This window comes from Sorangium sp. So ce119 (genome assembly GCF_051524405.1).
Classification (GTDB): domain Bacteria; phylum Myxococcota_A; class Polyangia; order Polyangiales; family Polyangiaceae; genus Sorangium; species Sorangium cellulosum_G.
Map to the genome: position 1 here is coordinate 9,020,654 of NZ_CP150310.1, position 25,758 is coordinate 9,046,411.

The following is a 25,758-nucleotide window of genomic DNA, read 5'->3' on the forward strand; positions in this document are numbered from 1 at the left end:
CGCGCGCCTCCATCTCCACGCTCAGCTCTTCTTCATCAGATCGGCGAACGTGCCGAACTTGGCTTCGCGCGCGACGCCGGCGCGGTACTGCTGGTACGCCTGCTTCTCGGCGTCCTCCTTGAGGGCGCGGATCGACAGCTTCGCCTCTCCCCGGCGCGGATCCACCTCGATGATCTTCGCGTCGAGCTGGGTCCCGATGGGGAACTCCTTGCGGAGGTCGGTGCCGCGCTGCGTGCCCGTGTGGCCGGCCGGGATGAAGCCGCGGGCCGCCCGCCCCGTGGCGCCGAGCACCCGGACGACGAGCCCCCCTTCCGTCACCTGCGTGACGGCGACCTTCACCGCCCTGCCCTGCTGCACGCGCTGGCGCGGCTCGCTCTCCTCGCCCTCGGGCGGGGCGGGGTGAAGCCCGATCCGCCGGGCCGCGGCGTCGCAGCTCGCGACCACCACGTCGATGTCGTCGCCGACCTTCACCACCTCGTTCGGGTGCTGGATCGGCTTCATCGACAGGTCGGCCGTGTGGATGAGCCCATCGATGCCCGGCTCGAGCTCGACGAAGGCGCCGAACGGCTGCAGCCGAGCGACCTTGCCCTTGTGGCGCGTCCCGACCGCGTACTTGTCCTTCACCGCGTCCCAGGGGTCGACCGTGGCGGCCTTGCGGCTCAGCCAGAGCTTGCCCTTGTCGTCGACGCGCAGGACCTTCACGTCGATCTCGGCGCCCGGCTTGAACAGGTCGGCCAGCTTGGCGCCGCGGTCGTGGCTCGCCTCGCTCATGTGGACCAGCCCCTCGACGCCGCCGGCGTCAGGGAGCGCGACGAACACGCCCCAGGCGACGACCTTGCGCACGACGCCCTTGTGCAGCGAGCCGGGCTCGATCGACGTGAGCGCCTCGGTGCGCGCCTTCCGGCTCTCCTCCTCGAGCATCTTGCGGCGGGACACGACGATGTCGCGCCCCTTCTTCGCGAACTGCGTCACGATGAAGTCGAGCCGCTGGCCCACGAGGTAGTTGAGGTCGGCCCCGTGGCGCAGGTCGACGTGCGACGCCGGCGCGAACGCGCGGAGGCCGCCGAGGTCGACCTCGAGCCCGCCCTTGACCGCTCCGGTCACGAACCCCTCGATCGCCTCGCCGCTCTGGAGCGCCGCTTCGGCGCGCGCGCGCGCCTGATCGAGCTGCACCGGCGCCCTCGACAGGAGGAGCATGCCCCCGCGCACCCCGGTGCTCGCCACCGTCGCGATGAACTGGTCGCCATCGACGGGCGGCTCTTCATCGAGGATCTCGCGCCGGTCGAACAGCCCTGTGGCCTTGCCAGCGATGTCGATCCAGATGGCGTGGTCAGTGATCTTGCTGACCTTGCCGAACACTTCCTCGCCGATGCTGAAGGCCGGGCGCTCGCGCGGCGGCGGCGCACCTTGACCCTTGCGCCGCTTGCGTTTCTCGCCTCCTCCGGGCTGGGGCTGTCCCCCTGCCTCGTCGGCCGCCAGCTCCTCCTCGCCCTCGTCCTCTGCAGCGTCGGACGCCTCGGCGTCGCCCGCCTCGGCCGCGGCTCCGGCCGCCTCGGCAGCCTCGGCCCCGGGTTGGCCCGCCTCCTCCCCGCCCTTGCGACGGCGGCGACGGCGGCGCTTCTTTCCAGCGCCCCCCTCCGCCGGCGCGGCCGCGCCAGCCTCGCCAGCCGGCGCCGGCTTCGCGGCCTGCGCAGGCTTGCTGGCTTGCGCGGGCTTCGCGGCCGCCGGAGGGCTCCGCCTGCCCGGAGCGCCCGGCCTGCGGTTGCCGATGTCATCCCGCGGTAGACCCGGAACGCGGTTGCCGATGTTGTCGCCCGGCTGCTCTTCCCAGTCGTCGTCGTCGGCAGAGCTCGCCTGGGCGGCGGCTGCCGCTGCGGCGGGGGTTGCCTCGGACTGGGTAGAGCTCGCCTGCGGCGATGTTTCTCCGCCAGATTCGTCGCTCGCTTCCGGCGGGAAGGTGGACCCCGCCTCGTGAGCTTGGGCTGCCTGTTCGGGCGCAGCGTTCGACGACTCGAGCGGGCCGCCCTGGTCGGCCGGAGCTGCCGGCGCGTCCGCCGGCGTGGTGGTATTTTCGTGGGTATTCATCCGCGCCTCGCGCGACAACGCATGCCGATGGGGGCGAAACGTGCTCGCGTTCTCTCCAGCGGCCCCCTCGGTTTGATTGGGGGGAAGGGGCCGGAACCATATCGTACCCGGGACGTTTACGCGAGAGCCTACCGCATGATGGGCAGGTGCTTGTTCGTCCCGCCGCTCCGGTCGATGCGCAGGCCGCCCCCGCTCGCGAGGTCGTGGGCGCTGACCTGGGCGGCCAGCCGCTCCGCCACATCCACGAAGGCCCGCGAGATCGGGCTGCCCGGGGCAGCCTGAACGACCGGGGTGCCGGCGTCGCCCCACTCCCGGATGGCGGCGTCCATGGGGATCTGGCCGAGCAGCGGCGCCTCGGCGAACTCGGCGATCTTCTGCCCGCCGCCGGCACCGAAGAGCTCGTGCCGCTTGCTGCACCCGTCGCACACGAAGTAGCTCTCGTTCTCGACCACGCCGAGCAGGGCGATCCCGACTTTCTGGGCCATGGAGACCGATTTGTACACGTCCTGGAGGGCCACCTCCTGCGGCGTCGTCACGACGATCGCCCCCGTGGTCCTCATCTTCTGGGAGATCGTCAGCGCGATGTCCCCGGTCCCGGGCGGCAGGTCCAGCACGAGGTAATCAAGCTCACCCCATTCCACATCGCGCATGAACTGGATGAGGGCGTTCTGGAGCATCGGTCCGCGCCAGACGACCGCCGACCTCGGATCTTCCAGCAGGAAGCCGATGGACATGAGCTTCACGCCGAAGCGCTCGAGCGGCAGGAACTTCTGTCCGTCGGCGGAGGTCGGGCGCCCCATCACGCCGAGCATGGTCGGAACGCTGGGCCCGTACATGTCCGCGTCGAGCAGGCCGACCTTCGCCCCCTCGCGGCTGAGCGCCAGGGTCAGGTTGGCGGCGACCGTGCTCTTGCCGACGCCGCCCTTGCCGCTCATCACGAGGACGATGTTCTTCACGCGCGGCGACGGATCGTCCGGAAGGATGGTGCGCGTCGGGATGCTGACCTCCCAGGCGATCCGGACGTCCTTCGCGCCGGCGCCCTTGAGGGCGGCCTCGATGTCCGCCGCGAGCCGCTGCTTGAAGTAGCTGGTCAGCTCGACGGTGAGGGACACCGCGCCGTTATCGACCGAGAGATCCCGGACGCGATCGAGCTCCGTGAGCGGGCGCTGTAGGTCCGGAGCGACGACCTTTGCCAGCGCACCGAGCGCGGCGTCCTTCGTGATGGCCATGGGTCGGAGGAGTTAGGACTGCTCCGGATTCCCGTCAACCGGCGAGCGCAGCGGGCTCGCGGCCGCTCGCTTCTCCAGGCGGCCGGGCGCAGGGCGACATCGGTCGTCCCTGCGCGTCTCCGCGCCCTGCCCTGCGCCCGGCCGGCCTCGTCACCAGCAGGTGGCGACCTTCGAGTCCTTGTCCGTGGGGTCGAGCCGACGCGACGGCAGGTAGCAGCGCGAGTCCACGCATTCCCTGAGGTCGTTCGTCTCGACGCACACGCACTCCCCGGCGAGCCCGCCGGGCGACTTCGGGCAGACGTCCTCCGCGTTGCTCTCGTTCAGCGGCGTGGTCGGGTCGTCCATGGTGCACCGGACGGGCAACGCCGCATCCAGGCACGCGCGCTGGCCGCGCAACGTCGTGGTGCACTCCATGGTGGAGCCTGCGTCGCCGCAGTCGGTGTCGTTGCGGCACGGCTCGCAGAAGTTGCCCCCCCCGACGCAGGCGCCGAACCGCGGCGTGCACACCTCGCTCTCGCACTGGTAGTCGAGGTCGCAGTCGGAGTCCTCGCTGCACGCCCGGGCGCACCGGCTCTCGCCCCCGATCGTGACGCAGCGCTGCCCTGGGACGAGCGAGCAGTCGAGATCGGAGCTGCACGGCGCGCACTGGGCGCGCTTGACGCAGTTCGTGCGCAGCAGGCACAGGGACCCCTCGACATAGGAGTTGCCGTCGCCGAACGTGGCGGGGTCGATGCACTCCTCGGTCGTCTCGCCGCAGAAGCTGTTATCCCCCTTCTCCGTGCCGCAGATCGCGTGAGGATCGCGGGTCACCGTGCACTCGTAGCCGCCGGGGCAGTCCGCGTCGCCCGCGCAGTGCGGCTGCGTGCAGTAGGCCTCCGCGTCACCCTCCCCCTTGCCGAGGCACTCCAGGCCAAGGGAGGTGCACTCAGCGGGAGCGCACGTCGGAATGAAGCAGTCGCTGCCGTCGGCGCACTTCCCGGCGTTGCAGGCGGGGTCGTCGCCGCATGCCGCCGTGTCGCGCTGGCACTCGCCGGGGTTGCCGTTGCACTGCATCGGGTTGCACGGCGAGTTGTCGGGGCAACGCCCGAACTGGCCGCACTCGCTGCCGAACGGACAGGGCGCTCCGAAGCCCACAAGCTTCCCGTTCGACCGACAAACGGAAATCTCGGCGTTCGTGTCGTCTTCCTCGGCCGGCATACAGTCCTGGAGACCAGGGACGCATTCGAGGTGGCTGCTGCACTTGAGCACGCAGCGGTTGCCCACGCAGGTGTTGCCCTCCAGGCAGAGCTCGGGCTCGCACTTGCCCTCGCAGACGCCGTTCACGACGACCCCGCCGAAACATTCATCCCGCGGAGTGCTCGACGACGAGCAAGCCCCGCTCGCGCTGGCAGCCCCCATCGCCAGGCAGCCGAGCATCAGGAACGCGTGGATACGACGGAAGCGGGGCCGATGGGCGCCCTGAGAGGCGACAACCTGCTGCATAGGACCTCAACGCGGGGAATTCCCGCGGATGGGGCAGGCACGGCGGGCCTGGCCGGAGATTGCGGAAAGCACCCCCCCGAGCCGAACGGGCGCGACAAGGTTGCCCTTGACGCCCCCCGTGCCGCCCAGAAGAATGAGCACTCCTACACCATACTTCAGGCGGTGGCATCATGCGAATGGACGCAGTTCTCGGTGGGATGGCCCTTGGCGCCCTGGCGGCCCTGGGGCTCGTCGGCTGCGCGGGAGAAGAGGATCCCATACCGGCTCCTGATTTTCCTGAGGGGACGGGACAGCCTGCGGCCAACGCTGCTCGCTACCCGGCGGGTCCCTACGGGGTCAACCCTGGCCGGGTGATCGCGAACTATCAGTTCGTCGGGTACGCCAACGCCGACGCAAACAACGACACGATGCAGCCGATTCAGCTCGCCGACTTCTACAACCCGACCGGGACGGAGGTATTTCCCGAGGGCTCGCAGTACGGCGCTGGCGAGCCGAAGCCGAAGGTGCTGCTGATCGACGTCTCGTCCGTATGGTGCGGCCCCTGCAAGATCGAGGCGGAGTCAGTCCTGCCCGGGCTCTACGAGAAGTATCAGCCGCTGGGCGGCGAGTTCCTGATGCAGCTCGCGGACGGGAGGAATCCGGGCGAGCCGGCGGTGGCGCTCGACCTGCGCCGCTGGACGACCCAGTACGTTGTGAAGTACCCGTCGGCGATCGACCCTTCGTACAAGCTCGGAGCGCTCTTCCAGGCTGACGCGTTCCCGGCGAACATGCTCGTCAGGACCCAGGACATGACCATCATCGAGGTCGTCGCCGGCGTGCCCGCGGAGGACAGCAATTTCTGGCGAACCTTCGAGAAGATCATGAACGGCGAGATCTGAACGGATCGCCGTGCGCGCGTCGTCGAGCCGCCGGACGACACGCCGAGTGGAACACCCTGCCAGGGCGCCGCGACAGGCGCCCGCGACGTTGAGCCTCCTATCCGTCGGCCGCTCAGGCCGGCTCATTCGCCAGGAAAGTCCCGATGAACCGAACCACCCGCTGCGCGCTCTCGCTCGCGTTCACTGTCCTCGGCCTCGCGGCCACCTCGTGCGGAGCAGCCTCGGGCGGCTCATCGGCGAGCCCGGCGCCAGACTTCGCTCTCCCCGCCCTCGACGGCAAGACGGTCAGGCTCTCGGATTATGCCGGCAAGAGCGTCGTCTTGATCGATTTCTGGTCGACCACCTGCGATCCGTGCCTGGCGGAGATGCCCCACCTCGTCGAGCTCTACAAGAAGCACAAGGACAAGGGGTTCGTCGTGCTCGCCGTGTCGCTCGATGGGCCGGAGTCCCGCGCGCAGGTGAGCAGCACGGTCCACGATCGGGAGATGATCTTCCCGGTGCTGCTCGACGAGGAGACCACCGTGGCCGCCAAGTACAACCCGAAGCGCGAGCTCCCGTTCTCCGTGCTCATCGGCCGAGACGGCTCGATCCTCCACAAGCGCGGCGGGTACCAGCCCGGCGACGAGGCCGTCCTGACCGAGCAGGTCGAGAAGGCGCTCGTCCAGTGACGCCGGGCCGTCGCGTCGGGGCGACCGCCCGGCGCGCGTCCGCGCCTCGATGGGCTGCTTGATCGCTGCTCCACGGCCCAGGGCTCCGTGGTAGGAACCTGACGGTGCGCAGCCAGCTCCACGTCGTCCGTCCTTGCCTGATAGCGACGCTCGTCCTCGCGGCTTACCCGGCAGGGGCGGTCGAGCTCCCGAACATCGGGGGTGAGCCGGTCTCGCTCGACGTCGTGAACACCGCGGCCGCCACCTACCACTTCGACAACCGCAACGACGACTCCCGTTATCCCTCCCGATACCTCGACGACAACTACGGAGAGATCCTCGACCGACTGGACGCTCAGATCAACTGGTGGCGCCTGCAGCTCGGCACGCGGCTCAACGCTTCTTTTTACGTGGCCAGGCCATCGGCGACGAGCCTCGACCTGCAACAAAAGGTCCTGAACGACGAGGTCTCGTTCTCGCTGGACGACGCCAGGCGGGAGCTCCACACGCGGTATCGGACGACGGTCTATCCGGCGAAGCTGTGGCTGACCTACACCTATCCGGGTGTCGAGGCCACGGTGGGCGACTTCTACGCCCAGCTCGGACGCGGCCTCGTCTTCAGCGTGCGCAAGATGGACGAGCTGGCCATCGACACGACCCTGAGAGGCGGCAGGCTCGTGCTCGACAAGGATTTCGGGTCGCTCAGGATCGAGGCCACCGCCATTGCCGGGCAGATGAACCCGCTGCGCGTGGACGACGCGAGCGGCCGGCGGCTTCATGGAGACGGGTCGCCGCTCTTCTTCGGCTTCCCTGGCGCCGACGACCTGGTCACGAACGAGACGACGCTGGATGCGGAGGGAAACCCCCGCTCCCGCGCGGTGGTCGAAGCGGCGCGGCCGAACTACCTGGAGGACACCGTGCTCGGCGGGCGGCTGGAGGCAGGCGTGAAGGGCGTCGAGATCGCGGCGAACGGCGCGCTGCTGCTGCGCAAGTCGTACACCGAGGAGTTCAACCGGTGCCTGAGCGAGGGCGGCGCGGATCCGCAGGCCGCGCCGCGGCTGTGCGGCGGTCAGTTCCCCGAGTTCAACGTCGTCAGCGCGCCGCCTGCGCGGCAGCACGACACGATCCGGACGTTCAGCGGCTCGGTGAGCGTGCCGTCCATCGCCCAGCGCGGTGACCTCTACGTCGAGGTCGCCGGCCAGCAGCTCCGCGGCGGTCACCTCAGCCGGGACAACGTGCCCGCAAAGGACCTGTCCGGCTATGCGGTTTACGTGGCAGCGAACGGACGCAGCGGGCCGCTCGCGGTCTCCCTCGAAGGCAAGCACTACCGGCGATTCTTCCCCCTGTCGGCCAACATCGACGTCTCGGTGCTGTCGAACCCCGGCTTCAACGCGCCGGAGTTCGAGGGGGTGGCGTACAATCAACCTCCTACGGCAGAGCCCGTCTATGTCGAGCCGATCGGGGCCCCGAACGTCTGTGTGACAGGGGGGCGCGGGCGGGCCGACTACCGCTTCAACCGGGGCGCGGCCATCTACGCCTGGCTCGGTCACTATGTGAGCTTCTCTGAGCACCAGGCGAATCCCGAATGCAACACGGATGAAGCATACCGGACCGACACATGGGACGCCGCGGCAGGCACCGAGATCGATTTCGACGGTCGCCGCTCCCATGTGCGCGCGTGGGCTGGAGTCCGGCAATCCGATGAGGCCGACTCCGGCGACGTCTTCTACAGCGAGGGCTACGTCCGCTACGACGTCGTGAAGCACCTCACGGGCGCGTTCTCGCTCCAGGTGCAGGGCAACAGCCGTCGCCGCTACAGGCCGGAAAACTTCGAATCATCCTGGCTCGAAGGGGACAACTACCTCGCGCTCCAGTGGTCGCCCCATCTCGCTGCAATTTTCGGCTACGAGTACACGTCCGTGCCCGGATGTGGGCCCGGCAAGGACCGCGAGTTTTGCCACTTCTTCAACGGCGGGTTGCAGTGGAAATCCGGGTCGAGGAGAACGACGCTCGACCAGGTCGTCGACACGGTGAACCTCTTCGTCGGCCAGCGGCGCGGGGGCCTACGGTGCGTCTCCGGTGTGTGCCGCACCTTTCCGCAGTTCGAAGGCGCGCGGCTCGAGCTCGTCTCACGGTTCTGATCGACCTGGCGCCCTCGACCTTGACCGGGGCACCGGCTGCGATCACGAGGCGCCGAGGATGGCGCAGGCCACCGAGGTCCTGACCTGGGGATCGACGTCGGCGAGGAGCAAGGCGGCGCGAGGGAGATCACCGAGCTCGACCAGGCCGGTCCCGGCCGCCTCGCGCACCGGGATCTCGTGGGACCGGAGATCGCGCTCGAGGAGCGCCACCGCCGCACGGACGCCTGCACGGGCGAGGGCTCCCCGCGCGAGCACCGCGCGCGTCGATGTCCCCGTGGCGAGCTTCATCAGCCATGCGACCGCGGCGGCGCGCTCGCGCGCCGCGACGATGCTCGGCGAGGCATCGAGGTGGCGGGCATGGACGGCGAAGACCACGGCCTCATCGGGATCACCCTGCGCCTCGATGAGCGCGGTCCGCACCGCTGGGTCCTCGAGCGGCGCGGAGCGGATGGCGTAGACGCGATCCCTGCTCTGGCTGGTGCGGATGGCGTCGAGGAGGATGGAGACCGCTTCCCCGGCCCCCTCGCCTCCCGCGCGCACCAGGGCCCGCGCGGCGGCGATCGCAGGCGCACCGCGCTGGGTGGAGATCGCCCAGAGGAGCTGCGCACGGCCCCCGGCGTCGATCGCGCGCGGGGCCGCCCACGCCTCTGCGATCGCTTCGCGCCCCGGTTCATCCGAGAGGACCCAGAGATCCCGCAAGGCCAGCACGACCTCTCGCCCGCCGAGCGCGCCGGCGGCGCGGACCGCGATCGTCCGCGCGAGCGGGTACGGGTCGAGCCGCGCCGCCTCGAGCAGCGCGCTCCGGTCGTTCGGGTCTGGTGCCGCGATGGCAGCGCGGAGCGCCGCCAGGCGCACTTCCTGATCACCATCCAGCATCCGAGCGCGACGTAGCGCGCCATCCTCGGCCGCGACAAGCGCCCGCGTCTCCAGCGCGCGGAGCGCTGCGCTCCTTGCAGGGTCTCTCCCCGGCCCTGCCTCGCGCGCGTACCGCTTCGCGCTCTCCGGATCCGTGAGCCCTGCCTCGAGGAGGATCATCGCTGCGGCCGTCGCGACGGCATCCGAGCCTGCGGCGCGCTCGTCGAGGGCGTCTTCCAGCGGTCGCGCGCATGTCCGGAGCTCGCGCACCCGATCGACCCCGGACGGCGGCGTCGCGCGGGCGATCTCCCCCTCGGCGACGGCGCGGGCGATCGCGCGCGCGTCGTCGCTGTCCAGCGCGCCGCGGCGCAGCTCGTCGATCATGGAGCGGCGCAGCTCGTCGAACCTGCCCGCCTCGGCTGCGCGCACCGACGCCGAGCTCGCGCAGCCCGTGACCGCGGCGAGCGAGAGGAGGCCGGCGAGGAGCGCCCCGGGGAGCACACGGTACATGAGGCGCGTCTTAGCGCGCCGATGTTCGCGCTCGAAGCCCCTTCAGCTCGACCACCCGGGGAATCCGGTTTATACGGCGCGCTCGCGTTCCGGCACCATGCGTATCGACGTCATCGTCAACACCACAGCGCGCCGGTACCGGGCGAGGCCCACGCTCATCGACCGCATGGCGGCCGCCTGCGCCGGCGCCGCAGAGCTCCACCCCACCGCGAGCGTCGCGGAGCTCGCCGAGGTCTGTGACCGGATCGCGCAGCGGGGCACGGAGCTCGTCGCGCTCTCCGGCGGAGACGGCAGCTTCATGGCGGGCGTCACGGCCCTCGCCCGCGCGTTCGGCGAGGGCTCACTGCCGCCGCTTGCCCTGTTGCCAGGCGGAACCGTGGCGACCGTCGCGCGCAACTGGGGCATGCTCGGCGATCCCGCGGTGCTCCTCGCGCGGATCGTCCGCGAGCACCGCGATCTCCGCGGCGGCGCCGCCGTCCGTGGAACGATCCGTCGGCCCACCTTGCGCGCCCGCGCGACGACGCGCACCGGCGTCGAGGAGCGCATCGGCTTCATCTTCGGCACCGGGCTCGTGGCCAGCTTCTTCGATGTCTACTACGAGCGCGGAGGCGATGGATACGGCGCCGCGGCGCGCATCGTGGCGCGGGTGTTCGTCGAGTCCTTTTACGGCGGCGCCTGCGCGCGCCGCGTCCTCGACCCGCTACCGTGCACGATCGAGGTAGAGGGGCGGCAGCTCGCTCCTCGCGCCTGGTCGCTGATCTGCTCGTCCGCGGTGCGCGACCTCGGTCTCCACATGCGGGTCACCTACCGTGCCGGCGAGGACCTCGATCGCCCGCACCTGGTCGCGAGCGCCCTGCCGCCTCGATCCCTGGGGCCGCGTGCCCCGCTCGTCCTCGCGGGCCGCCGGATCGGCGGCGAGGACCACTTCGACGACCTCGTCCGCGACTTCACCGTCCGGTTCGGCGCCGGAGCCAGCGCGACCTCGCCCGACGAGGGCCCCTATATCCTCGACGGAGATCCCCTCCGGGCGAGCGAGATCCGGATCTCCGCCGGGCCTCCCATCGACGTCCTCTCCCTGCGCTCCTGACGTCGCGCGCTCGTCCGTCAGGCGCGCCTGGGACGTCGCTGCGCTGGATGACCGAATCGTGACTGTCGTCGTGAACCCCAGTGACGGGCATGCTCGATGCTCCATCCACCTTGGAAACCATGACGCAAGCCCGTCCATCGAGCCCTACACGAGTCGTCGTACCGAAGCCTGGCCCGGGCTGGGGTCAGCTCTTCAACGTGCTGGGGATCACCGCCATCCACGTGGGCACGGTGGTCGCTTTCCTCCGGGGAGCCACCTGGAAGCTCGCCGCGCTCGCCGCGGCCACGTACTTCATCCGGATGTTCGCGATCACGGCGGTCTACCACCGGTACTTCTCGCACCGGAGCTACAAGACGAGCCGCGGCCTTCAGTTCCTGCTCGCGTTGCTCGGGACGACGGCGACGCAGAAGGGCCCGCTGTGGTGGGGAGGCACGCACCGCGTCCATCACAAATACTCGGACACGGAGCGCGACGTTCACAGCCCGCTGCGCAAGGGGTTCTGGTACGCGCACATGGGCTGGTGGCTCGGCCGCGAGCATGAGGAGCTCGACCTGAAGCGCATCCCCGACTTCGCCGGGTTCCCCGAGCTCCGCTGGCTGGACCGCTACCACGTGGTCGGGCCGCTCGGCATGATGGCGCTGCTCTTCGCGGTCGGCGGCTACGACGCGTTCCTCTGGGGCTACGTCGTGTCGACGTGCGCGCTCATGCACGGCACGTTCACGATCAACTCCCTCGCGCACGTGTTCGGCTCGCGGCGTTACGCGACGACCGACACGAGCCGCAACAATTTCTGGCTGGCGCTGATCACCCTCGGCGAGGGCTGGCACAACAACCACCACCACTACATGAGCAGCGCGAACCAGGGCTTCTTCTGGTGGGAGATCGACGTCAGCTTCTACATCCTGCGCGGCATGGAGAAGCTCGGTCTGATCTGGGACCTTCGGACTGCACCGGCGCACGTCCTCCAGCGAAACCTGCTGAAGGAGGTCGGCGAGCGTTCGCCGCTCCTCGCGCCTCAAGCCGCGCCCGCCGAGCCCCTCGACGCCCCGCCGCTGGGCCGGCCGAGCCTCGGCGACGTCTGACCCCCGCAGCGTTCAACCGCGATGATCCACGGACGAAAGCTGCAGGGCAGCTCTCGTCCGTGGGCGCTTGCAGCACGCAAGCTTCACGACCGGCGACAACCCCGCGCACGTCTCGCCGCCGAGGTGGCGGCCAGGCATCCCTGAGGATCCTGGCCCGCGACGCTAGTTGACCGACGAAGCGGCTTGCTGGCTGTGAGCGGCCGCGGAGTCGCCGGGCTTCGGCTTCTCGGCCTTGTTGCGCTCGCGCTGGCGCTCCAAACCTGCGCGCACGAAGCGCGCGAAGAGCGGGTGCGCGTTATGGGGCCGGCTCTTGAACTCGGGGTGGAACTGACAGCCCACGAAGTACGGATGCTCGCGCAGCTCGATCATCTCGACGAGCCGCTGATCCGGCGACGTCCCGGACAGCACGAGCCCCTTCTGCGTCATCGCCTCGCGGTACTTGTTCGCCACCTCGTACCGGTGCCGGTGACGCTCGCTGATGCTCGTCTGCCCGTACGCCTCGGCGGCGATCGACCCCTTCTCCAGCACGCACGGGTAAGCGCCGAGGCGCATCGTTCCACCCTTCTCGACGACGCCCTTCTGATCGGGCATCAGATCGATCACCGGGTAGGCGGCGTTGCGGTCGAACTCCACCGAGTTCGCCCCCGCCATGCCGCAGACGTGCCGCGCGAACTCGACGACCGCGAGCTGCATGCCCAGGCAGATCCCGAAGAACGGGATCTTCTCCTCGCGCGCGTAGCGGATGGCCTCGATCTTCCCCTCGGTCCCGCGATCGCCGAAGCCGCCGGGCACCAGGATCGCGTCGAGGTTCGACAGCAGCTCGGGCGCACCTCGCGCCTCGATCTGCTCGGAGTCGATGTACTCGAGCTCGACCCGCACGTCGTTGTGGAGCCCGCCATGGACGAGCGCCTCGTGGAGCGACTTGTACGAGTCGCGCAGGTGCACGTACTTGCCGACGACGCCGATCTTCACGATGCCGCGGGACGGCTTCTTGAACCGCTCGACGATACGTTGCCAGGGCGACAGGTCCGGCTGCCTCGCCCAGATGTTGAGCAGCTCCGTGATCTTCTCGTCGATGCCCTCTGCATGGAGGACCAGCGGGAGGTCGTAGATGCAGTCGACGTCGACGGCCGCGATCACGCAGTCGACGGCGACGTTCGAGAACAGGGAGATCTTCTCCTTCATGCTGCGCGGGAGCGGCCGATCGCAACGGCAGAGGAGGATGTCCGGCTGGATGCCGATCTCGCGCATCTCCTTCACCGAGTGCTGGGTGGGCTTCGTCTTCAGCTCGCCCGCCGTCGCGATGAACGGCACGAGCGTGACGTGCACCGAGATCGCGTTCTGCGCGCCCGACTCCACCTTGAGCTGGCGGATCGCCTCGATGAACGGGAGCGACTCGATGTCACCCACGGTGCCGCCGACCTCGACGATCGCCACGTCGGCCCCGTCCGCGGCAGAGCGGATGCGCAGCTTGATCTCGTCCGTGACGTGCGGGATCACCTGCACCGTCGCCCCGAGGTACTCGCCGCGGCGCTCCTTGGAGATGACCGCCTCGTAGACGCGGCCGGTCGTGAAGTTGTTCTGCCTCGTCATCCGGGCGAGCGTGAAGCGCTCGTAGTGCCCGAGATCCAGATCGGTCTCCGCGCCGTCGTCGGTGACGAAGACCTCGCCGTGCTGGTACGGGGACATCGTGCCGGGATCGACATTGATGTACGGGTCCAGCTTGAGGTGGGTGACCTTCAACCCACGGGACTCCATCAACGCCCCGATCGAGGCTGCGGCCAGTCCCTTGCCGATCGACGATACGACTCCGCCTGTGACGAAGACGAATTTGGTCCGCTTGCTCATGACCCATCGCTCCGCTGCGCCGTGTGCGCGCCTGTAACCAGTTCCCCGACCGGCGCTCAAGAGGTGAGGCCGCCGAGGTTCGGCTCTCCACGGCAAATACCTTGCCCGGCTTACAAGCCGCACGGCCCCGTCAACAGGACCGAAGCCGGAGGACCCCCCGCGAGGAGGGGTCCCGCACCGGCAACAGAACCTGACCTGCCGTACGAGCCCGTCTGCAATCGGATGGGCCCACGGCAAGCCTGCGCGACGTGATGCCGCTCTGAATCCGCCGGCATTCTAGGCCGCTCTCCCGGCGCGTCAATGCAAAGGACAATCCGATCTCGCACCGGGCCGAGTCTCGCGGGAGCCCGGGCGGCGTCCGGGAGCGGGGGCGGGCCGCGGACCGCTGCCGCGGCAGAGCGCCGCGGGCCTTCCCGTCCCCTCGGGAGCTTCGGCGGACCGGGGTGGTACGCTCCGCTAGCGCTCAGCGACACCATGAGAATCGCCCACGTTCTTCAGCTCGCGACGTCCACCCCGATCGTCGCGCTGGAACGCGACGGCGCGCTGTACGATGTCGCGGAGCTCGAACGCCAGTTCGGAACGAAGCTCGCTGACATCCCCGGCGTGTCGGACTTTCACACGCGCGTGGTGGCGCTTCGCTGCGCCGGTCTTCACGCGCTGGACGACCGGCTGCTCAGCGGAGATCGGCCCGCCGCCGCGCAGCTTCACCTGGACGCCATCCTGTGGCTACCGCCCTGCGCCACCGACCGCGCAGCGTACATCCAGCTCGGCCCCTACACGCGCGACGCAGCGCTCCCCTGGTACCGGTTCGGCAACAGCCGCGCGCTGCTCGGACACGCCGCAGCGATCCCCTTCCCTGCGCTCGAGGACGAGCCCGACTACGAGCTGAACCTCGCGGCGCTCCTTTGCGAGGATCTGCGGCGCGCCCCCCCGGAGGAAGTGGAGCGAGCGATCGCGGGCTACACCGTGCTGAACGACTGGACGGCGCGCAGCCTGGAGGCGCGGTCGCTGGCGCGCGGGCTGCCACCTTCAGAGGCGAAGGACTTCGCGACGCAGCTAGGCCCGGTGCTCGTCACGCCTGACGAGCTCGGCCCCGTCGAGGTGCTGCGGACCCAGGTCCGTGTCGACGCCGAGACGCGCTCCTGCTCGCGCATCGGCGAGTGGACCTTCACGCTGCCGGAATCCGTCGCGTACATCAGCAACCAGGTCGAGCTGCGCGCAGGCGACGTCGTGGGAGCGGGCCGGGTCTTCGGCGGGAACGCTGGGCGGCGCGTGCCGTACGGCGCCAGCGTGGAGCTGATGATCGAGCGCGTCGGGCGCCTGACCGGCAAGCCGGTCCGCGGCCCCGCCTCGTTGCCGTGGCGCCGACCGTGAGCGTGAGCAGCGCGCCGGGCGCGTGGTCCTCGGCGGCTCAGAAGGTGCCGACGACGCCGATGCCCATGCCCGTCGCGGTGATGACCGGAGCCGCCAGCACCGTCAGCGCCGACGTGCTCGGAGGCTGCGCCGGGCGCCCTTCCGTGGTCATGAAGATGCCCTCACCGACGAGCGCGAGGCCAGCGAGCTGCGCGAGCCCCCCCACGACGGTGAGCGCTCCGCGCACGTACAGCTTCGCTCCACAGTCCGGATCGTCCGCGGCGCAGCCGTTCTTGGCGAGCGCCATCCAGGGGCCCGCGATCGGGATCTTCAGCTCGCTCGACCCGGGCACGTCAGGCCACGAGGTCGCGGCGAGGAACCCTGCACCGTAAGCGAGCGCCGTCACGGCCACCCCGCCGACGATGAGCTTCGGGCGCACCGACGACGGCGGGTACCGCGGAGGCGCCGTCTGCTCCTCCGCGCCGGCGGAAGCAGCGGTCAACGCGAGCGCAGCGGCGAGAGCGAAGGCCGGGCTCTTCATGGCTTCTTCGTGCTGGACGACGCGGAGCCGGCCTTCTTGGCCGGCAGCTTCACGGTGTAGGGGACCTCGAGGGGATCGCCATCGAACGGCAGCACGATCTCCCCGACGAAGGCGCGCTTGACGCAGGCCTCGGCGGGCGTCCCTGCGAATGGCGGTCCCACCAGCACGTCGGTCACGCGCCCCTTCTGCCCGTCGAAGACGACCTTGACCTCTCCCTCGCCGGTCGGCGCGTTGGGCACGACGTCGGCGCAGTTCGACGCCTTGTCTCCCCCGCGCCTCAGCGCGATCTCCATCTGCTTTTTCTGATCGGCGTTGAGACCGCCGCCGCTGTCCTGCGACGCGCTTGCCTCCGCTTCGGAGCTGTCCGCCTCGGCGGGCGCTGGCGCCGCCTCGTCGGAGTATGCCTGCTCGAAGTTGTAGTCTTCACCTGCCTGCTTGGGCTTGGCGCCCGAGCATGCCGCCGCCGCGAGGATGATGAGCGGCAAGAGCGCGCGGGTCGAGTGCTGCTGGGACACGGTGTCCTCCCTTCGAACAGAGCGTGAAAAGTGTCTGCGCGCACCCTAGCAAGCTCTCCTTTGCGAGGACAACCCCGAGCGCGCGTCCCGGGAGCGCTGGCGAGCGGCGCCGAGCGGTCTACCGGATGAGGCGCCGGCGGCGGAGACGTTGTACAGCCGGAGAGCAGTTATGCCCCGCAGCTCCCGCTGGACCGTCTCCGTGGTCGCGCTTGTGCTCTCGTCGACCCTCGCCCGCCCGGGCGGCTCACAGCCGAGCGACGGCGACGCGCGTGCCGCGGAGCGGACCGGCGCCGCGAAACCGACGCAGGAATCGTCCGGAGGCGCGAGCGCGCCCCCGTCGACCGTCGCCGCTCCCGGACCTCATCGCGTCGTCCCGGGCCGCGCGCGGGCGCAGCTCGAGAAGCTCACCGCCGACGTGCATCGCTGGGGGGGGCGGGTCGGCGTGCTCGCGCTCGACGTCGGCAGCGGAGCGACGCTCGCCGCCTTCGATGAGCGCGGCCTGTACAATCCCGCATCGAACGCGAAGCTGTTCACGGCCGCGGCCGCGCTGCGCCTGCTCGGGCCGAGCTACCGGTACCTGACTGGGCTTTACGGGGAGGCATCGAACGGAGCCGTCGCCGAGCTCGTGCTCCGGGGCTCGGGCGACCCGTCGCTCAGGACGCGCGATCTCTGGGAGATGGCGCGCGATCTGCGCGCGAGTGGCGTCCGCAAGGTCGCAGCGATCGCGGTCGACCAGGGCTACTTCGACGCGCGCTACGTGCCTCCAGCCTTCGAGCAGCAGCCGGAGGAGTGGGCGGCCTTCCGCGCCCCGGTCGCGGCGGCGTCGCTGAACGCGAACGCGGTGCTCCTCACGGTGCGGCCGTCGAAGGCGGGCGAGGCCGCATCCGTGGCGATCGATCCCCCTGGCTTGACGGTGCTCCGTGGGAAGGTGGCCACCGCGAAGCGCGGCACACCGGAGAAGATCGGAATCCGACTGGAACCAAACGGCCAGCGCCTCGTCGTGCACCTCAGCGGCAGCATCCCGGAAGGCGGCCGCGCAGTGAGCCTGGCGAGGCGCGTCGATGATCCTCGCCTCGTCGCTGCGTATGCGCTCAGGGAGATGCTTCAGGAGGTCGGCGTCGAGATCTCCGGTGAGGTGCGGCTTGGCGGCGAGCACCAGAAGCGGTTGCTCGGGGCCCACCGCTCGGCGCCTCTCGGCGAGTTGCTCCCTGCGCTCGGGAAGGACAGCGACAACTTCTACGCAGAGACGATCTTCAAGACGCTCGCCGCAGAGAGGCGCGGTCGCCCCGGCACGGCCGAGGCTGCGGCGGAGCTGGTCGGCGAGACCATCCGCGAGCTCGGCGCCACCCAGGAGGGCGTCGTCCTGCGGAACGGCTCCGGCCTGTTCGACGCGGCTCGCGCGTCGCCGGAGGCCATCGTCCGGTTGCTCCGTGCCGCGCTCCTCGATCCCGCGCTCGGCGCTGACTTCACCGCGCAACTCGCGATCGGCGGCGTGGACGGGACCTTGCGCGGCCGCTTCCGCGGCTGGTCGAAGGAGCGCGCCATCCGCGCCAAAACAGGAACACTCGCCTCCGTCGCGGCCCTCTCCGGCTACATCCTCCCGCCGCCCGGCCGGTCCCCGATCGCCTTCGCAGTGCTGGCCTCCGACGTCCCCGGGAAGATCGAGCCGGTACGAAGGGCCATCGACGACTTCGTCGGCGCGCTCGCTGACGAGCTCTGGAAGGGAGCGCGCTCGCCTTGAAGGCACGAGCGGCCCAGGGCGACGGCCATCGCGCGCGATGAGCATCCTCCTGCGCGCGCCCCGCGGCAGATTGCGCGCGAGGCGAAAGCAACGCGGCCGCGCGGCGTTACGCCGCGCGGCCGCGTCATCGCGTCTGTTGCGTCCGTCGCTCAGTAGTCGCGCATCTGCTTGCGGATCTTGCCGAGCGCCTGCTCCTGGAGCTGACGGATGCGCTCGCGCGACAGGTTGTACTTGTCGCCGATCTCCTTCAGCGTGAGCTCGTCTTCATCGTCGAGGCCGAAGCGCCAGCGGATGATCCGCGACTCGATCGGCGTGAGGGTGGTCAGAAGCCGGCGGACCTCGTCGCTCCACTTCCTGTTCGCCAGGTGATCGAACGGCGACAGCGCGTTCTCCTCCTGGAGGAAGTCGATGAACTTGCGCCCGTCCTCGTCGCCGACCGGCCGATCGAGGGAGAACGGCGTCTCCGCGTAGAAGTCCTTCACCTTGTCGAGCTTCTCGCGCGGGACGCCCGTCTCCTTCTCGAGCTCCTCGATCGTCGGCTCGTGCCCCGTGCGCGCGATGATCGCCTGCGTCGCCCGCGCCACGCGGTTGTACGTGTCGAGCATGTGGACCGGGATGCGAACCGCCCGCCCCTTGTCCGCCAGGGCGCGGCTGATCGCATGCCTGATCCACCAGGACGCGTAGGTCGAGAAGCGGTAGCCACGGCTGTGGTCGAAGCGCTCGACCGCCTTCATCAGCCCGATGTTGCCTTCCTGGATCAGATCGATCAGCGGCAGGCGCCCACGGTTGTAGCGGCGCGCGATCGAGACAACGAGCCGCAGGTTGGCCTTCACGAAGCGGTTCTTCGCGTCGTGCTGCGCCTGGAAGGTCCGCTCCACCCGATCGAGGTAACGGCGGTACGAGCTGGACAGGGGGAGCCTCGGCCGCGTGGGGCGGGTCTCCTCGGGATCGCTCACGTCGTCCTCGAAGTCCGGCTCGCGCACGAGATCACGCGCGATGGTGAAGGCGCGCGCCATCCAGAGGCGATCCGAGTCCGGCAGGCGGACAGCCGCCGCGAGCTCCTCGGAGAGCTGGGTCCACGGCTTTTCCTGCTCGGGCAGAAGCTTCCCCTTCTGCTTCTTCGCTGCGCGGACGAGCTTCTGCATCTCCGCGAGCTGCGGAGCCTTCACCTCATCCTCGCCAGCCTTGGCGACATCCTCCTCAAGGGCGGTGAGGATGTACTCGGCCGCAGGCAGGTACGAGAGCAAGGCCACCCAGTGCTCCACCTCCGTGCGCTCGACCGCCCGAGCGGTGTCGAGCTCCTCGTCGGGCCCCATCACGGGATGCAGCGCCATGTCGCGGAAGTAGCGGGCGAGCATCGAATCGCCGCCACCGTCCTCGACATCCTTCAGCTCCCGATCCTGGTTCCTCGCCCGCTCGGGCTGCGGCAGCCGCTCCAGCGGTCCGAGGTCCAGATCGATGAAGTCAGCCGCTCGATCCTCATCGAGGATCTCCGCCGGGCGGGGTCGCACGGCGGTCTCCTCCGCCTGGTCGTCTTCCAGAAGGCCGAGGGCTGCGATTTCCGGCGTGGCTGTCCCACCCTGAGCGAGCGGGTCGCCCTTCACTACAGTGGCGTTGCTCTTGGTCGACCTCATGGCGGCTCCCTCCACGGTGGTAGCTCCTTGAAAGTGCGAGCGCGGCGACTGGCTGTCCCCGAATTCTTCGACCTCGGAGACCCCCGAATCGGTGGTCTGCGATGCCGCCCGCCGGGAAGCCGATGCTGTCTCGGCTCCCTGCGAGCTCTTGGATGCCGCGAGCCGCGCAGAGGTACCCACAGCGGAGGCTTTGGCGTTTCTCCGCGCAGTTTCTGGACGGCGGGCGGTCGACGTGCTCATCTTGGTCTTTGTGTCGGCGTTCACTTCTAAACGGCTGACCTTGCGAGATTGAAATGCCTCGCCATCTTTTGACGGCAGGCGAGGCGATTTCGTGCCAAACAGGGAGCTGGAGCTGACCGAAGGAGCTCCTGTTGAAACTGGCAACCGCTGGTGCTTTCTTTTGATTCCGGTCGAACTCTTCCCGCCAGAGGCGGGCTTGCTCTTGCAGAACAACGTTCTCGAGCCAGCTCCCGGTGGCAGCCCGATTCTTGAAGCAAAAACAGTGCCTTTTTTGGCGTGCGTTCCGGCTTCTCCCGTTTGAGAGCTCGACCTGGGTGCGGTATGTAGACCGGGAGGCGCAGTCCGCGTCATGTCGAGCGAACTGTTTCGCTGTGACCGAGCCGAACTGCTTGGCTGGGGACGCTTTCGTGGACGCAACAACATCGGCAACCTGTCCTCCATGGGAGCACCTCGATTCCGCCAGCGCCCACGCCTCGGTGGAGCCGCCCTCGCAGCGCGGGCAGGGGAATCCGTAATACTTTCCAGCGTGTAGGGTGCTGAACCTGACTGCTGAGGCCGCTCTCTCAGTGACCTTCGATGTTTCCTGAACCTGGGCCTCCCGACGGCGATGTCGAGCCCTCACCCGACGGCCAAAGGCGGAGAAGGTTATTTTTCGCGAGAGATCGGCCTGGAAAGTTAGTATTTCCAGCCGTTAACTCAGGCTCGACAGAAGCTGCGGCAGGGGGACGATTCCGTGGAGATCGACCAGGAAGGGCCCTACGCTCGTCAGGCCTCGAATGTGCGCTCGCACCTCACAAGGGAGGTGCGTCTGGGCGACAGAGCGGCCGGGCTCTTCAGGCCGGGTCGGAACTCACCCTGGCACCAGGGTCATAGGGTGCCATCAAAGATGCGGTTCCGAGCGTGCAGGGAATGCACACTGTGCATTTGTTTGGTACCCATTCGCCCCACTGGGCACATCGATGGTATGTCCTCCAGTGAGCGATGGAGCAGCAACCCACAGCGCTCACAGGGACGTACCCGGACGTACTCGTCCGCGGCTTGGCTGCGCAGCATGCCGTCGTAGGCGCAGAGCGGAGCTGGTTCGAACGAAGATCATCGTTCGCCAAAGCGATATGTACCGGGCGGTCCCGGCCGAGTTCGCCGGGGCAGGGAGCTGATGGCCGAGCGGTCGAGATGACCGCCCGGAGCGGTCACTTCGCTGCAGCGGAGGAGGAGACGAGCTTCGCCACGGCGCCGAAGGATGCAGGGTCGTGGATGGCGATCTCGGAGAGGATCTTCCGGTCGAGCGCGACGCCGGCCTTCTTGAGGCCGCTGACCAGGCGGGAGTAGGTCGTCCCGTTGAGGCGCGCGGCAGCGTTGATCCGGGTAATCCAGAGACGACGGAAATCCCGCTTCTTGAGCTTACGGCTGATGTAGCCGTACTCCCACGCGTGGCGCAGAACCTCGACCGCCTGGCGGAAGCGATTCTTTCGGCCGAGGAAGTAGCCCTCGGTCTGGTTGAGGACGCGGTTGCGTCGGCGGCGAGCCTTGAACCCTCTTTTTACACGCGGCATCGGAGCTTACCTCACCGGTTCCAGGGTCAGCCGTAAGGAAGAAGCAGCTTGACCCGCTTCTCCATCGCCGAGTCGACCATGTCGTTCTTGCGGAGACGACGCAGGCGCTTCTTGCTCTTCTCCTGCATGCAGTGGTTGAGCCCGCACTTGCTGCGGCGAATCCGGCCTGAACCGGTCACTTTGAACCGCTTGGCCGCGGCGCGGTTGGTCTTCATCTTCGGCATGACGCCCTCGATCCGGGTACCTACGCTCCCGGCGGCCACCCTCCGAACCACCGGAGAGGCTGTTCCGTGCCGCAGGGATGCGTAGAGGGGGCGCTTTATGGCGAGCCGGCGCAAGGTTGTCAAGGTCGGAGGAGCGCCGGATGGGCAGGGCTCTGGTCCTCGCTCACTTCCCGAGCACGACCCGCTGACCGAAAGCGCGGTCCGCCGTCTCGCAGAACGTTCTGAAGGCCATGTACTCGGACGGCTTGATCCGGGACCTCGTGAGCGCGATCTGGCTGCGGACGACCACCTTCCCGGCGGACTGCTCGACCGAGATGGAGAACTTGCCGAACGGGGTGTCCAGCTCCTGCGGAAGCGGCGCCCTGGTCACGCGCCATCCCTGCGGGACGCGGATGGACCACTCATCCCGGCGCGTCGTGAGCGCGGGGATGATCACGTCGCGCGTGCGCGTCGAGAGGGAGGCGAAGTCGGTCGCGAGGCGCTGCGTGGGCACCGCGGGGATCGACAGGCTGTCGCCCTCCTTGCGCGCGAGCGCGACGGCCTTCCCTCGAGCCCGCAGCTTCACCGGTTGCTCGAGGTCCTCAAGGTCGTTCACTTCGACCCCCGCCCTGCCGGCAGCCAGCTCGACCGTGCCGAAGTCCGCGGCGAGATCCCGGCCCGCTCGATCCCGGCGCGTCCCCTCTGCCATGTAGCGGGTGCGCCACTCCGGAGCGAAGGCGCCGGCCACCTGGATGTCGACCCCGAGCTGCGCCGAACCATCCGCGCTGAGCGCGATGTCGACGGTGCGATACATGACGGAAGCCTCCGGCGAGGGCTCGGGGAGGCGAACCAGCTTCGGCTTGCCCTCGTTGATCTGAAGCGCCATCGCGCCGCGATCCATGACGGGTAGCTCGGTCGAGCCCGAGTGTTCTGCCGTTCCGTCGAGGTAGAGGTCGAGCGAAGGCACGTACGCGATCGCGTGGTCGAACGGCGCGAGGCTCGCGGGCTCCGTTTCGATGCCGCCGCGCATGCGGGTGCGCACGAGCACGATCGTCGACGGGATGCCTAGCTCGCGGAGCATCGTGACGATCAGCGTCGCCTTGTCCTTGCAGTCGCCCCAGCCGCGAGCGAGCGTCTGGGCGCACCTCCTCGGACGGATCCCCTCGATGCCGAACTCGAGCGCCACGTAGCGCGTCTCGGTCGCGTACTTGTAGATCGCGCGGACCTTGCTCAGATCGTCGGTGAGGTTCTTCGTGATCTCGCGCACTCGCTTGCGCACCTCGTCGTCGACATCGAACTGCTCTCGCGCGAGGCCCCAGTACCAGGAGCCAACCTCGTCCCAGCTCTTGAAGGTCGAGACGTGGACATGCGCCAGGATCTCGGACCACGGCGGCATCGCCGGCTCGGGCGCGACGGGGGGGACGGAGGCGGCGGCGAAGCGGTAGATGCGCCGGTCGGCGTCCTCCTTCGTCTCGCGCACGAGGCCAGGGAGATTGGACGCGAAGATGTGGAACGGCTTCGCCTTGGGGGTGATCAGCACGTACTCGCTGCTGGCGATCGGCTCATCCCCCTGGAGGTACTCGATCTCGCCGAAGTGATCGGCGATCTCGTTGCGCGGGCTGACGTCATCGACGCGGTACCGCAACTCGACGACGTCGCCGGCGTTGAGCCGCGGGAAGCTGACGTAGAACGTGCGCCCTGAGGTGTACATCGCGAGCGCTGGGTTGTTCGCCCCTGCTTCCCCGCTCTCGATCGCCCCGTCGACCTTGCCGTCTGCCCGGTAGACCTTCGCGGCCCGGAGGCTCACGGTCTGGCGATCGGCCTGGTACTCGAAGGCGTACTGCCGGGCGCTCGCCGCAGCCTCGTCCGTGAGCGGCTGGAAGACGACCTGCCGGAAGCGGCTGGCCAGGCCGTTCGGGAACACGGTGGTGACCGTCAGGCTGCGGAGCGTGCGCTTGGGATACTGTCGGTCAGCGCTGCGCCGCATCGGGAGGAAGCGGTCGGGCGCCCAGGCGTAGGCCTCGTCCGCGCGCGGCTTCGGCGGCTCGATGTGCTCGATGTACTCGCGCACGTCCTTCACCTGGGGGCTGATCGCCAGGATCTGCTGCAGCATCTCGAGCTGCGCCTCTCGGTTGCCCTCCTCGCCGTAGAGATCGGAGAGAGCGCGCAGCGTGCCGATGTCCTCGGGCGCCATGGCGAGCGCGCGCTGATGCGCCGCGAGGGCGCGATCGCCATGGCCGAGCGCGCGGTACGTGCGCGCCGCGACGGAGCGGGCCCAGACGGAGTCAGGCTCGCTGCGGAGGAAGCGATCGAGCCAGCGCTCGGCGCCGGCAGGGTCGCGGCGCGCCACCGCGAGGTCGACCTGCTGGTGCAAGAAGCTCGAGTCGTCGAAGCGCAGCGCCGCGTACCGCGCCTCCATCTCGGCGGCCTCGGTGTCGCGGCCGAGGGCGCGGAGCTGCGACGCTGAAGCGCGGAGCAGCGAGACGCTGTTCGGCTGCCTCGAGAGCGCACGCTCCAACGTGGCGAGGGCGGTGCGCTTCAGCCCCGCCTCCACGTAGAGGTCGACGAGCCCCAGGGTAGCGATGACGTGATCGGGGTCGGAGGCCAGGATGCGCTCGTAGATCGGGGCAGCTTCCCGCCAGTTCGGGCTCGTCTGCGCGAGCCGCGCCTGGGCGAGCAGCACGTCGATGTCCTCGCGGCCACGGCCCACGAGCCCAGCGGCGCGCTCGATCCACGCGCGCTGCTGGTTTCTGTCCTCGGAGAGCTGGCCTGCGAGCACGTAGCGACGCACGCTCGGCTCGGCCTCCGCGGAGCGACGCGCGAGATCGCGCGCTCTGTGCTCGCCCTCCGCATCGCCGCCGGTGAGCACGAGGTAGCGCGCGAACGCCTCCAGGACGGCTGGTGACGGCCGCTCGGCGCTCGCAGCGCGCTCGAACGCCTGCATCGGGCCCTCGATGGCTCCCGCGCGCGCGGCGACCTTCACGCCTGTGCGCGGCCCGCCGGCCTGCGCCCGCGCCTCACCCGCGCGCTTCGCGCTGGCGGGCTCCCCCTGCGGCGCCGTCACCTGCGTCCCGATGTCGGAGGTCACGTCCAGATCGAGATCCGGAGCCCCCTTCTCGTTGCCGATGCGCAGCGCGAACTTGGGCGCCGATGCACCGCCGCAGACCTTGATCGTCAGCCGGTTGTAGCCGGGCTTGAGCGACACGGCCGCGGCGAACCGATCGATGTCGAGCTCGCGATACCCCGGATCGGCCAGGACCTTCTCGCCGTTCCAGAACAGCTTGAACGCGCCGTCCGCCCCGACCCAGAGGGAGATCGGCCGGGACGCGCGCGTCCCGGCCTTCGCCCGGACGAACGTCGTCGCGTAGCCGCAGACGCCCTCGACCGGACGGATGAAATCGCCGAAATCGAACCACCCGTACTGCGGCGCCTCGGGCGGCACGCGCCAGCGGACCGCCCGCGCTTTACCGTCGTACGTCCTGCCCGCTGCGATCGGCTGGTCGAGCTCCTCCTCGGGCCCAAACGCGCGATCGAAGCCCCCCTTGTTCTCGTTGTCGAACGGGCCGATCGTGGCCCAGCGACCGATGAACCCGAGCTTCTGGATCTTCGCTACCGCTCCGTCGAGATCACCTCGCCGCCTGCGCGCGTACGCCGAGAGGAGCTCCGCATAGACCCGCGCTGGCGCGCTGGTCGCACCGCCCTCGGCGACCGCCGCGATCGCCGCCTCGACCTGCGCCGGATCCGCGCGGTCCCACGTGCGCCAGAGCTCTCGCAGCGCGCCGTAGACCTCCGGACCTCTCGCCGCACGGACCGCCGCGTGCGCGGAGAGCACCTCGGGGTGAACCGCGCCGAGCTCGGCGCCGGCATCCGAAGCGATCGACGTGGCGCACACGAACGCCGCAGCCGCCGCGGTGAGCACGCAGCCGAAGCGCTTCCTCATCGTCCCCGGGTCGAGCTCGATCTCACGGGGCTCGATCCGGTTGAGCACGTCATGCATCCAAGGCGCTATCCCGTGACCGAAGCGCTCGGTCAAGCGCAAGCCACGCGCGCAAGATCAACGCAGCGGCTCAGGTCAAGCGGTGACACCACGGCGCCGGTGAAACGCGCATCACAGAGACGGTGCAGGGCCTCGCC

At 69.4% G+C, this 25,758-nt stretch carries 18 protein-coding genes; 7 read left to right on the forward strand and 11 right to left on the reverse strand.

Annotation, left to right across the window (positions count from 1 at the left end):
* Positions 1–21: 21 nt before the first annotated feature.
* The 3 genes from WME76_RS34005 to WME76_RS34015 all read right to left on the reverse strand — a co-directional run bounded on the left by WME76_RS34005 (position 22) and on the right by WME76_RS34015 (position 4,796).
* Positions 22–2,085: a S1 RNA-binding domain-containing protein gene (locus WME76_RS34005; RefSeq protein WP_437956384.1), complete on the reverse strand. Its 2,064-nt coding sequence runs from the start codon at positions 2,083–2,085 to the stop codon at positions 22–24.
* A gap of 128 nt (positions 2,086–2,213) precedes the next feature.
* Positions 2,214–3,314, reverse strand: a complete 1,101-nt coding sequence (locus tag WME76_RS34010; RefSeq protein ID WP_437956385.1) for an Mrp/NBP35 family ATP-binding protein — start codon at positions 3,312–3,314, stop codon at positions 2,214–2,216.
* Positions 3,315–3,464: 150 nt separating this feature from the next.
* Positions 3,465–4,796, reverse strand: coding sequence for a hypothetical protein (locus WME76_RS34015; RefSeq protein ID WP_437956386.1), 1,332 nt, complete (start codon positions 4,794–4,796; stop codon positions 3,465–3,467).
* Between the two features lie 350 nt (positions 4,797–5,146).
* On the opposite strand from WME76_RS34015, the gene WME76_RS34020 reads away from it, so the two are divergent.
* The 3 genes from WME76_RS34020 to WME76_RS34030 all read left to right on the forward strand — a co-directional run bounded on the left by WME76_RS34020 (position 5,147) and on the right by WME76_RS34030 (position 8,462).
* Complete coding sequence (locus tag WME76_RS34020; RefSeq protein ID WP_437956387.1) at positions 5,147–5,674, forward strand: TlpA family protein disulfide reductase; 528 nt, start codon at positions 5,147–5,149, stop codon at positions 5,672–5,674.
* Positions 5,675–5,817: 143 nt separating this feature from the next.
* Positions 5,818–6,342 carry a TlpA disulfide reductase family protein gene (locus WME76_RS34025; RefSeq protein WP_061617698.1) on the forward strand — a complete coding sequence of 175 codons (525 nt, stop codon included), beginning with the start codon at positions 5,818–5,820 and terminating at the stop codon, positions 6,340–6,342.
* A gap of 104 nt (positions 6,343–6,446) precedes the next feature.
* Positions 6,447–8,462: a DUF6029 family protein gene (locus tag WME76_RS34030; protein ID WP_437956388.1), complete on the forward strand. Its 2,016-nt coding sequence runs from the start codon at positions 6,447–6,449 to the stop codon at positions 8,460–8,462.
* Positions 8,463–8,504: 42 nt separating this feature from the next.
* Here WME76_RS34030 and WME76_RS34035 read toward each other — a convergent pair whose 3' ends face one another.
* Entirely contained in the window at positions 8,505–9,827 is a 1,323-nt protein-coding gene (locus tag WME76_RS34035) for a hypothetical protein (RefSeq protein WP_437956389.1), read from the reverse strand.
* A 97-nt stretch (positions 9,828–9,924) separates the two neighbouring features.
* On the opposite strand from WME76_RS34035, the gene WME76_RS34040 reads away from it, so the two are divergent.
* Positions 9,925–10,914 (forward strand): diacylglycerol/lipid kinase family protein, encoded by a 990-nt coding sequence (locus tag WME76_RS34040; RefSeq protein ID WP_437956390.1) that lies wholly within the window; start codon positions 9,925–9,927, stop codon positions 10,912–10,914.
* Positions 10,915–11,033: 119 nt separating this feature from the next.
* Entirely contained in the window at positions 11,034–11,996 is a 963-nt protein-coding gene (locus WME76_RS34045; protein ID WP_437956391.1) for an acyl-CoA desaturase, read from the forward strand.
* Positions 11,997–12,158: 162 nt separating this feature from the next.
* Here the strand turns inward: WME76_RS34045 and WME76_RS34050 are convergent, their stop codons facing one another.
* The gene (locus WME76_RS34050; protein ID WP_061617703.1) at positions 12,159–13,844 is read right to left on the reverse strand and encodes a CTP synthase; all 1,686 of its coding nucleotides are present in this window, start codon (positions 13,842–13,844) and stop codon (positions 12,159–12,161) included.
* 474 nt (positions 13,845–14,318) lie between these two features.
* Between WME76_RS34050 and WME76_RS34055 the strand changes: the two genes are divergently transcribed.
* The gene (locus WME76_RS34055) at positions 14,319–15,218 is read left to right on the forward strand and encodes a fumarylacetoacetate hydrolase family protein (protein WP_437956392.1); all 900 of its coding nucleotides are present in this window, start codon (positions 14,319–14,321) and stop codon (positions 15,216–15,218) included.
* Between the two features lie 37 nt (positions 15,219–15,255).
* On the opposite strand, the gene WME76_RS34060 is transcribed toward WME76_RS34055, so the two are convergent.
* Both WME76_RS34060 and WME76_RS34065 read right to left on the reverse strand, forming a co-directional pair.
* The gene (locus WME76_RS34060; protein ID WP_437956393.1) at positions 15,256–15,738 is read right to left on the reverse strand and encodes a hypothetical protein; all 483 of its coding nucleotides are present in this window, start codon (positions 15,736–15,738) and stop codon (positions 15,256–15,258) included.
* A complete protein-coding gene (locus tag WME76_RS34065) occupies positions 15,735–16,253 on the reverse strand; it encodes a hypothetical protein (protein ID WP_437956394.1) in 519 nt (172 codons plus the stop codon). Before WME76_RS34065 ends, WME76_RS34060 begins: the two co-directional genes overlap by 4 nt.
* Before the next feature lie 148 nt (positions 16,254–16,401).
* Here WME76_RS34065 and dacB point away from each other — a divergent pair, with 148 nt between their 5' ends.
* A complete protein-coding gene (dacB, locus tag WME76_RS34070) occupies positions 16,402–17,994 on the forward strand; it encodes a D-alanyl-D-alanine carboxypeptidase/D-alanyl-D-alanine endopeptidase (RefSeq protein ID WP_437956395.1) in 1,593 nt (530 codons plus the stop codon).
* 149 nt (positions 17,995–18,143) lie between these two features.
* Here the strand turns inward: dacB and WME76_RS34075 are convergent, their stop codons facing one another.
* The 4 genes from WME76_RS34075 to WME76_RS34090 all read right to left on the reverse strand — a co-directional run bounded on the left by WME76_RS34075 (position 18,144) and on the right by WME76_RS34090 (position 25,621).
* On the reverse strand, positions 18,144–20,081 hold the full coding sequence (locus WME76_RS34075) for a sigma-70 family RNA polymerase sigma factor (protein ID WP_437956396.1): 1,938 nt from the start codon (positions 20,079–20,081) through the stop codon (positions 18,144–18,146).
* Between the two features lie 977 nt (positions 20,082–21,058).
* Positions 21,059–21,421, reverse strand: coding sequence for a 50S ribosomal protein L20 (gene rplT, locus WME76_RS34080; protein WP_061611106.1), 363 nt, complete (start codon positions 21,419–21,421; stop codon positions 21,059–21,061).
* Positions 21,422–21,447: 26 nt separating this feature from the next.
* Complete coding sequence (gene rpmI / locus WME76_RS34085) at positions 21,448–21,645, reverse strand: 50S ribosomal protein L35 (RefSeq protein ID WP_437481252.1); 198 nt, start codon at positions 21,643–21,645, stop codon at positions 21,448–21,450.
* Positions 21,646–21,808: 163 nt separating this feature from the next.
* On the reverse strand, positions 21,809–25,621 hold the full coding sequence (locus tag WME76_RS34090; protein WP_437956397.1) for a DUF3857 domain-containing protein: 3,813 nt from the start codon (positions 25,619–25,621) through the stop codon (positions 21,809–21,811).
* Positions 25,622–25,758: the final 137 nt, after the last annotated feature.